Source organism: Thalassobacter sp. (assembly GCF_982993085.1).
This window is the reverse complement of record NZ_CEZFMW010000135.1, coordinates 1-8,760: the sequence shown is the minus strand read 5'-3', so window position 1 is coordinate 8,760 and position 8,760 is coordinate 1. Positions and strand designations below refer to the sequence as shown.

9 protein-coding genes and 1 tRNA gene are annotated in these 8,760 nt (G+C 59.7%); 7 read left to right on the top strand and 3 right to left on the bottom strand.

From position 1 onward, the window contains the following. The first annotated feature begins 31 nt into the window (after nucleotides 1-31). The 5 genes from tmk to AC4GMC_RS15935 all read left to right on the top strand — a co-directional run bounded on the left by tmk (nucleotide 32) and on the right by AC4GMC_RS15935 (nucleotide 4,604). On the top strand, nucleotides 32-652 hold the full coding sequence (gene tmk, locus AC4GMC_RS15955) for a dTMP kinase (RefSeq protein ID WP_487876536.1): 621 nt from the start codon (nucleotides 32-34) through the stop codon (nucleotides 650-652). 89 nt (nucleotides 653-741) lie between these two features. Next, nucleotides 742-1,881 carry a DNA polymerase III subunit delta' gene (locus AC4GMC_RS15950; RefSeq protein ID WP_487876537.1) on the top strand — a complete coding sequence of 380 codons (1,140 nt, stop codon included), beginning with the start codon at nucleotides 742-744 and terminating at the stop codon, nucleotides 1,879-1,881. 18 nt (nucleotides 1,882-1,899) lie between these two features. Next, nucleotides 1,900-2,688 (top strand): TatD family hydrolase, encoded by a 789-nt coding sequence (locus tag AC4GMC_RS15945; RefSeq protein WP_487876538.1) that lies wholly within the window; start codon nucleotides 1,900-1,902, stop codon nucleotides 2,686-2,688. 139 nt (nucleotides 2,689-2,827) lie between these two features. Next, nucleotides 2,828-3,670: an MBL fold metallo-hydrolase gene (locus tag AC4GMC_RS15940; RefSeq protein ID WP_487876539.1), complete on the top strand. Its 843-nt coding sequence runs from the start codon at nucleotides 2,828-2,830 to the stop codon at nucleotides 3,668-3,670. Further along, complete coding sequence (locus tag AC4GMC_RS15935) at nucleotides 3,663-4,604, top strand: AEC family transporter (protein WP_487876540.1); 942 nt, start codon at nucleotides 3,663-3,665, stop codon at nucleotides 4,602-4,604. The genes AC4GMC_RS15940 and AC4GMC_RS15935 overlap by 8 nt, the downstream gene beginning before the upstream one ends. Nucleotides 4,605-4,608: 4 nt before the next feature. Here AC4GMC_RS15935 and AC4GMC_RS15930 read toward each other — a convergent pair whose 3' ends face one another. Continuing rightward, the gene (locus tag AC4GMC_RS15930; protein WP_487876541.1) at nucleotides 4,609-5,424 is read right to left on the bottom strand and encodes a transglycosylase SLT domain-containing protein; all 816 of its coding nucleotides are present in this window, start codon (nucleotides 5,422-5,424) and stop codon (nucleotides 4,609-4,611) included. A gap of 168 nt (nucleotides 5,425-5,592) precedes the next feature. Here AC4GMC_RS15930 and gatB point away from each other — a divergent pair, with 168 nt between their 5' ends. Beyond that, nucleotides 5,593-7,125, top strand: coding sequence for an Asp-tRNA(Asn)/Glu-tRNA(Gln) amidotransferase subunit GatB (gatB, locus tag AC4GMC_RS15925; RefSeq protein ID WP_487878643.1), 1,533 nt, complete (start codon nucleotides 5,593-5,595; stop codon nucleotides 7,123-7,125). A 68-nt stretch (nucleotides 7,126-7,193) separates the two neighbouring features. On the opposite strand, the gene AC4GMC_RS15920 is transcribed toward gatB, so the two are convergent. Continuing rightward, nucleotides 7,194-7,658, bottom strand: coding sequence for a disulfide bond formation protein B (locus AC4GMC_RS15920; protein WP_487878644.1), 465 nt, complete (start codon nucleotides 7,656-7,658; stop codon nucleotides 7,194-7,196). 11 nt (nucleotides 7,659-7,669) lie between these two features. Next, nucleotides 7,670-8,248 (bottom strand): YqaA family protein, encoded by a 579-nt coding sequence (locus AC4GMC_RS15915; RefSeq protein ID WP_487878645.1) that lies wholly within the window; start codon nucleotides 8,246-8,248, stop codon nucleotides 7,670-7,672. 131 nt (nucleotides 8,249-8,379) lie between these two features. Here AC4GMC_RS15915 and AC4GMC_RS15910 point away from each other — a divergent pair. Then, nucleotides 8,380-8,464 (top strand) — tRNA-Leu (locus AC4GMC_RS15910). The last annotated feature ends 296 nt before the right edge of the window (nucleotides 8,465-8,760 follow it).

Below are 8,760 nucleotides of genomic sequence, written 5' to 3'. Positions count from 1 at the left end.
CCCCTCTCTTCTAGCGAACAGTAGAAACCATATGTTTATAAGCTTTGAGGGCATCGATGGGTCCGGCAAGTCCACCCAAGCGCGGATGCTGGCCGACCGCTTGCGGCAAGCGGGCCATGACGTTGTCCTGACCCGTGAACCCGGCGGGGCCCCCGGTGCGGAAGAAATCCGCCGTCTGCTGGTTGAAGGTGATCCCGGACGCTGGTCCCCCGAGACCGAGATTTTGCTGTTTACAGCCGCGCGTCGCGACCATTTGGAGCGGACGATCCGCCCCGCACTTGCCGCTGGTCAGGTTGTCATCAGTGATCGTTTCGCAGATTCGACCCGTGTGTACCAAGGCGCCACACGTGGCGATCTGCGTGGCACCGTGGATGCCCTGCACAACCTGATGATCGGCATGGAACCGGATGTCACCATCGTCATGGATATGGACCCGGCCCATGCCCTCAGCCGGGGCCTTGCCCGCGATACCGCCGAGGACCGGTTTGAAGCGATGGGATTGGGTTTTCAACAAAAGCTCGCCGCAGGTTTCGCCGCCCTCAGCCAAGACGCCCCTGACCGCTGCATCCCCGTAAGCGCGGAGGGCAGCCAAGACGTAGTCGCCGCGCGCATTTGGGACGCAGTAGACAGCCATCTGCGCCATAGGGCCTAACCGATGCACACCCCGGTCTTTACCGCCCCGCCGCGTGGCTTGCGCCCTTATCGCTATCGCCACCCACAGTCCTTGAAAGGCGCCCCAACATGGCGATGATTGAAGCCGATGAGGTCCCGCCAGAACCAGACCGCGCCGGCGATGCTCCACATCCACGCAACACTGTTCACCTCTTTGGCCAAGCTGCCGCCGAGGCCGCGTTTCTAGACGCTTTTACCTCGGATAGGCTCCATCATGGATGGCTGCTAACAGGACCGCGCGGCATCGGAAAGGCGACCTTCGCATGGCGTGCCGCACGCTTTTTGCTGTCGCAGCCCACAGCCAGCGGCGATGCAGGGCTTTTTGGTGCGTCCCCCGCACCCACCAGCCTCGAAACTGACCCAGACCACCCCGTCGCGCGCCGAATGGCCGCCCTGTCGGAGCCATCGCATTTCCTATTGCGCCGCCCTTGGAACGCGAAAACCAAAAAACTCAGCGCAGAAATTACGGTTGATGCGACCCGCGCCTTGCATAACTTTTTCCATATGTCCGCCAGCGATGGCGGTCGGCGCACTGTGATCGTAGATGCGGCGGATGAGTTAAACACATCGGCGGCAAACGCTTTGCTCAAGGCCCTTGAGGAGCCACCCGCCAATACGACGTTGTTTCTGATCGCGCATCAACCCGCACGCCTATTGCCAACGATCCGCTCCCGCTGCCGGGCCTTGCCCTTGATGCCCCTGTCCGAGGATGACCTGACACAGGCTTTGCAACAAGCCGCCCCGGACGCAGATACCACGCGCCCACCGGGGCTGAGTGCGCTTGCCAACGGCTCGGTCGGGACCGCATTGCGCATGACATCTGGCGGCGGTCTCGATATCTACACACGCCTCCTAAGCCTTTGGGCGCGCCCAACGCTGGACCGACAAACTGCACTCAAGTGCGCTGATGCATGCGTGGGCGCTGCAAATACAGAAACCTACGCCCTGACAACCGAACTAATTTCAATCTTCCTTGCACGACTTGCGCGCACAGGCCTGACTGGCCCACCAAACCCGCCCGTCGCGGATGCTGAGCCACAAATCCTGGCCCGCCTCGCGCCCCATGACGTGGCCGCGCGCAGTTGGGCCACCCTCTCAGGCACCCACAGCGCCCGGATCGCCCACGCCCGTGCCGTCAACCTTGACCCCGCCGCCGTCATCCTTGATACGCTCCACGCAATCGACACCGAGGCCCGACGCTGGGCCTGAGCGCAGGAGCGCCCGTTCATGACCGCCCCCCAAATCACCGACAGCCACTGCCACATCGACTTCGACACATTCGAGGGTGAACACGACGATCTGATCGCCCGCGCCGCCGAGGCAGGCGTTCACCGAATGGTTACGATCTGCACCAAATTGCGCCAAGCCCCTCAGGTCCAAGCGATCGCAGAGGCCCATGCGTCAGTGTTCTGGGCTGCGGGCACCCACCCCATGAGCGCGGCGGAAGAACCCCTCGCCACTTTGGATGAACTGCTCACCCTAGCAGAGCACCCCAAATTCGTCGGCATCGGTGAAACAGGGCTCGATTACCACTACACCGCCGAAAGCGCCGCGATCCAACAAGAAAGCCTGCGTATTCATATCGAAGCCGCACGCCAAACGCGGCTGCCCCTCATCATCCATGCCCGCGCCGCCGATGCGGACATGGCTCGCATCCTAAGCGAAGAACACAAGGCCGGCGCCTACAGCTGTGTCATGCACTGCTTTTCCAGCAGCCCAGAATTGGCGCAATCCGCGATTGACCTTGGCTTCTACCTGTCGATCTCGGGCATCGCTGCCTTCCCCAAATCCTCTGAATTACGTGAGATATTCGCCAACGCACCGCGCGACCGGCTCCTTGTCGAAACCGACAGCCCCTACCTCGCCCCGCCCCCCTATCGCGGAAAACGCAATGAACCCGCCTATTCCGCACATACAGCAAAGCGGATGGCCGACCACTTCGAAATCCCCTACCCAGCCTTTGCCGCACAACTTGAACAAAACTTTGAACGCTTGTTCTGGAAAGCACAGCCCTAGGCTCTCTTTGGTTTCGAAATATCCCGGGGGCGTCTGATCACATCAGACGGGGGCAGAGCCCCATTTTTGTCGGGCCAACGCGCCCGCCCCCCTACGCCTTGCTCTTGCATCCGCTTCGTCAAAGGCGCATCAACACGCCATGAATTCTACTGCAACCTCCGACATTTTGCGCCTGACCATTCTGGGCTGTGGCTCCTCTGGGGGCGTGCCTCGGCTATCCGGGGAACCCGGCGGTAATTGGGGCGATTGTGACCCGACCAATCCAAAAAACCGGCGGCGGCGATGCTCTTTGCTCGTTGAGCGCGTGGGTGAAAATGGCACCACAACGGTGCTGATTGACACCTCGCCCGACCTGCGCGGGCAACTGTTGGATGCGGGTGTTGGCTGGCTCGATGGCGTTCTGTACACTCATTCTCACGCTGATCACGTGCACGGTGTCGATGATCTGCGGATGATCGTCTACAACATGCGCGCACGCTTGCCCGTTTGGGCGGATCGCATCACGCTCGACAACCTGACGCAGCGGTTTGGTTATGTCTTCGTGCAGCCCCCCGGCTCTGACTATCCTCCGATCTTGGATATGCACCGGATCGACACGCCTGCACCCGTCACAGTCGAAGGCCCCGGTGGTCCACTTACGCTGACACCGTTTGAGGTCGCCCACGGGCGCATCGATGCGTTGGGGTTCCGTGTGGGCGGTGCTGCGTATTTGCCCGACGTCTCTGACATCCCAGACGCCGCGTTGCCCGCGCTCAAAGATCTTGATCTATGGATCCTTGATGCCCTGCGGCGCGAACCGCATTCGTCACACTTCCACCTCGACAAGACGCTAGAATGGTTCGCCAAGATGGCCCCAAAACAGGGGGTAATCACCAACATGCACATCGACCTCGACTACGCGACGCTCGACGCCGAAACGCCCGCGCATATCAGTCCCGCATGGGATGGCCGCGTCCTCGAACTGCCCTACACTGATGGGTGACGTTCTCAGCGTTACGTTGCCGGTCTTTGTTTTGATTGCGGCGGGCTATCTGGCTGTCTGGCGCGGCATTTTCTCCGAGGCCCATACCGAAGGCTTGATGACCTTCACCCAAAAATTCGCCATCCCCTGCCTTTTGTTTTCCGCCATTGCCGGGCTGGATCTTAAGGCCAGCTTCGACTGGCGATTGCTAACCAGCTACTACACCGGCTCTATTGTGTGCTTCATGGCAGGCATCGCAGGGGCCAAGATCTTTTTTGGCCGCCCCACCGAGGATGCCATCGCCATCGGCTTTGCCGCGATGTTCGCCAACACTGTCCTTTTGGGCCTGCCCATCGCAGAGCGCGCCTACGGCATCGACAGCCTAACCCCGAACTTCGCAATTATCTCACTCCACGCGGGATTTTGTTATTTGGTGGGACTAACCACCATGGAGATTGTCCGCGCGAGGCACGCCGCCACCCGTCCCGGCGCCTTTTCCACCGCCCGATTGGTGGCCCGGGCGATGTTTCGTAACGCGCTCATGATCGGCGTGGGGCTAGGCCTTGCGGTAAACCTGTCTGGGATGGCCCTGCCTGCACCGGTGATGGAGGCCGTGACCCTCATGACCAGCGCGGCCCTACCCGCAGCTCTCTTTGGGCTCGGGGGCGTGATGGTCCGCTACAAGCCCGAGGGCGATGGGCGCACGATCTTGATGCTGATCTCTATCGCGCTGATCCTCCATCCGGCGGTGACACTGGGCATGGGCACTCTGCTCGCGCTCGATACACCGCAACTGCGCGCCGCCGTGTTGACGGCGGCCATGGCCCCGGGCGTAAACAGCTATTTATTTGCAGCCGTGTATGGGCGGGCGACACGGGTCTCGGCCTCTGGGGTTTTGCTGGGCACAGCGGCGTCGATTATTACTGTGTCTGTGTGGATTTTGATCCTGCCCTAGCGCTTCAGTTCGACACGGTCCTCAGTGCGTCGGGACGTGGCATCGGTACGATTCCATCTAGCAGCAGGCCATCTGACACAGCCCGCGATACCACCCCAATGCTTGTGTCACCCTTCGCGCCCGGGCGTGGCACCGGCGCTATCGAAGCCAAATCAACCGGCGCTTTGCAAAACGGGCGCGAGGCGATCCAGCGGCGCATATCTTCACGTTTGGCTCGGCTGTGAAACGGGCCCCAATCTGCGGCCACGCCTTTCATGCCTGCGCTAACTACCCCGTCGCGTGGCACCGTTGTCGCCATGATCCGTACGGCGCAGGACATGTTTGCGCGCCCATCCTTGAGCGCCTCACGCGTGCGGGCCTTGCACCCATAGCCACGCGCGGTTGCGGGCAGGATCTGCACAAGGCCGACCCACTTTCCCCCGCCTCCAACGATGCGGGGGCGATAGGTGCTCTCGTGCTTTGCCAGTGTGCTCAGAAGCCCTGCCCAAAATGCTTTGCGTGCCCACCGCTCGGCCTGTGGATAGGCGGGACACCACTGCGCGATATCAGCGGGCACGATGTCGACCAATGGCGCGCCATGCGCCCCCAAAGCGCGCATTGTCGCTTGGGTCCAGCCACGGGACCCATTGATATGATCCCACCGCAATTTGGGTAGCTTTGCCTGCGCGGGGCGCGCGATGGGAAAAGCCGATACTAGCGGTGCCTGCGACGTCTGGGACGCCGGTTCCTCATTGAATACGGCTCCCGTTTGCGCGGACGCCGAAGACACCGAGAGACACACCATCAGGGCAATCGCTCCCCTCGCTACAGTGTTTGACATGACCCATAGCCCCCAACCCAACCCCACTCGCGTAGCCGCGCAGGGAGGAAAAATCAATTTTCACAGTCCCAAGCTGAGGTTTGAGCCTGTTTTCGCCCATCGCTTGCCCTTGCCCTGCCCCGCGTGCTCGCCTAAACGAAAGGCCAAGACATGACCCCGGAGGCCCTGATGCTCGACCTGTCCTATGACCTACCCAAAGTCAAAACCATTGCCGGTGCAAAGCACGACTGGGAATTGGTCATCGGAATGGAAGTCCACGCGCAGGTCAGCTCAAACTCAAAGCTGTTTTCTGGCGCATCGACCCTTTTCGGCGCAGAGCCCAATTCCAACGTGGCCTTTGTGGACGCAGGCATGCCCGGCATGTTGCCCGTCATCAACGAGTTCTGTGTAGAGCAGGCCGTGCGCACAGGCCTTGGCCTGAAGGCGCAGATCAACCTGACCTCGGCGTTCGATCGCAAAAACTACTTCTATCCTGATCTGCCGCAGGGCTATCAAATTTCTCAGCTGTACCACCCCATCGTGGGTGAGGGCGAAGTGCTGGTCGAAATGGGCGCAGGCTCTGCCAAAGAGGCCCCCACCGCACGGCTTGTCCGCATCGAACGCATCCACCTTGAGCAAGACGCCGGCAAGTCCATACACGACATGGACCCTGCGATGTCATTCGTGGACCTGAACCGGACGGGCGTCGCCCTGATGGAAATCGTGTCCCGCCCCGACATTCGTGGCCCCGAAGAAGCCGCTGCCTACTTGGGCAAGCTGCGCCAAATTCTTCGGTATTTGGGCACCTGTGATGGCAACATGCAAAGCGGTAGCATGCGTGCGGACGTGAACGTCTCGATCTGTCTGCCCGGCGCGTATGAAAAATACCAAGAAACGCAAGATTTCTCGCACCTTGGGACACGGTGTGAAATCAAGAACATGAACTCTATGCGGTTCATCCAAGCCGCGATTGAGGTCGAGGCGCGTCGCCAGATCGCCATTGTTGAGGCCGGCGGCAGCGTAGAGCAGGAAACCCGGCTCTATGACCCTGACAAAAACGAAACCCGCTCGATGCGATCCAAGGAAGAAGCGCATGATTATCGCTACTTCCCCGACCCCGATCTTTTGCCGCTAGAGATTGAGCAGGCTTGGGTTGATGAAATCGAAGCCTCGCTGCCCGAGTTGCCCGACGCTAAAAAGGCGCGCTTTATGGCGGACTTTGGGCTGAGCGATTACGACGCCAGCGTTCTGACCGCTGAGACCGCCGATGCGGTCTATTTCGAGGCCGTGGCCGAAACAGCAGGCGACGGTAAGCTGGCCGCCAATTGGGTCATCAACGAGCTGTTCGGTCGCCTGAAAAAGGATGATGCCGGCATCGCAGATAGCCCCGTATCGCCCGCGCAGTTGGCAGGGATCATCGCGCTGATCAAAGCAGATGAAATCTCTGGCAAGATCGCCAAGGACCTGTTTGAAATCGTCTACACCGAGGGCGGCGACCCGGCTGAGATCGTCGCGGCCCGTGGCATGAAGCAGGTGACAGACACCGGTGCGATTGAACAGGCCGTCGATGACATCATCGCCGCCAACCCCGCGCAGGTCGAAAAGGCCCAGCAGAACCCAAAGCTGGCTGGCTGGTTCGTGGGTCAGGTGATGAAGGCCACGGGTGGCAAGGCCAACCCCGCTGTCGTCAACCAGATCGTCGCGAAAAAACTGGCGGGTTAAGCCCTGATACCGCCGGGTGCCTTGGCCTCCGGCGGGTGATCTAGTGAACGGTTAACGTGCCCAAGGCACTAGGCCATGCGTGCCGCACGAAGCCAAATCGCCGCCAACACCAATGATAGCGCCATGTTCCATGTGGCCATTGATAGGCCCACAAAGGACCACGCGATCTCATTACACATGATGATCGTGTCTTGGATCGCGGTGCTCAGCAAATCAGATCCGCTAAGAGCGCCTAGATCATTGCCCGCACCGCTGCACGCGCTGGGGCCTTTCCACCAACCTTGCTCAACCCCGGAATGGAACGCGCCGATCCCTGCGGTCGTTAGCGCAGCGGCGGCCCCCACGTAGGCCATAAGCCGGGGCGCGATACCCGCAAGGGCGACCAAGCCCAGCACAATCGCCGCCCCGTGTGGCCAACGTTGCCACAAGCACATCTGGCACGGCGCATAGCCCAGCGCCTGAAACAAAAAAGCGCCCGCGAGCAACACCAAAGAGCCGCCAGCCGCGACCATGATCGTTTGTTTTTGAGACATGTCGTTCAGGATCATAAAAACCTAAGGGCTACAAAGCCACCGATTAACAGGACAACAAACGCCGTGAACACAAGCCCGAGGCGACGCTCGATAAAAGCGCGAACCGGCGCACCGAATTTCCATAACAATGCGGACACAATAAAAAATCTTAACCCGCGGGCGAGAATGGATGTTGCAACAAACGTCGCAAGCGGCATTCCCGTCCAACCGGACATAATAGTGATCACTTTATACGGGAACGGCGTCAGCCCCGCCACAAGAACCGCCCAAAATCCGAAATCGTTAAAGCGGTTGTTGAATTCCGCCATAGAACCGCCCTTGCCCATGGCTTCGAGAACGGGCGCACCGACTGTTTCATAAAAGAATGCACCGATGAAATAGCCCAGCATTCCGCCAAAAACGGATGAAACCGTGGCCACGCCTGCGATCAAAAACGCGCGGCGCGGCGCCGCGAGGATCATGGGAATCATTAAGATATCCGGAGGGATCGGGAACACCGAACTTTCGATGAACGCCACAAACGCCAGCACCCACAAAGCGCGGGGATGGTCGGCCATGGACATAGTCCAGTTATATAAAGACCTTATCATTCTTTCGGCAGTGTCATGCCTTTGGGGTTCCGTCAATGCGGCGACGCGGCAAAACTATCCAAATAAATGCATCTGTTGCCGGAGAGCGATTGACGCTCTCGCGACACTGGGCTAGAGCGAGCCTCGCAAGTGCCGGTGTGGCGGAATTGGTAGACGCAGGGGATTCAAAATCCCCCGCCGCAAGGCTTGCCGGTTCGAGTCCGGCCACCGGTACCATTAAAGTGTTAAGAGCATCCCTTCGGGGTCCCACCCTATAAAAACGGGCATTTTCTCTTAAAACTTACATGAAACACTCACAAAATCTATCGACGAGCCATTGTGTGCCTATCGATCTTTGCCGCCACCATCTGCTGCACAATTGGGCTGTTAACCGCGAATCGAACGTACGGTCCTTCCGTCAACGTTGCACAATGAGCGTTCAGCGGTATGCTAATCCCATTGTTTGCAAAGGGTGCGGGATGGAACGTTTTCACTACTGGTTCATGGGACTGGTAACTGTATTTTATGGAGTT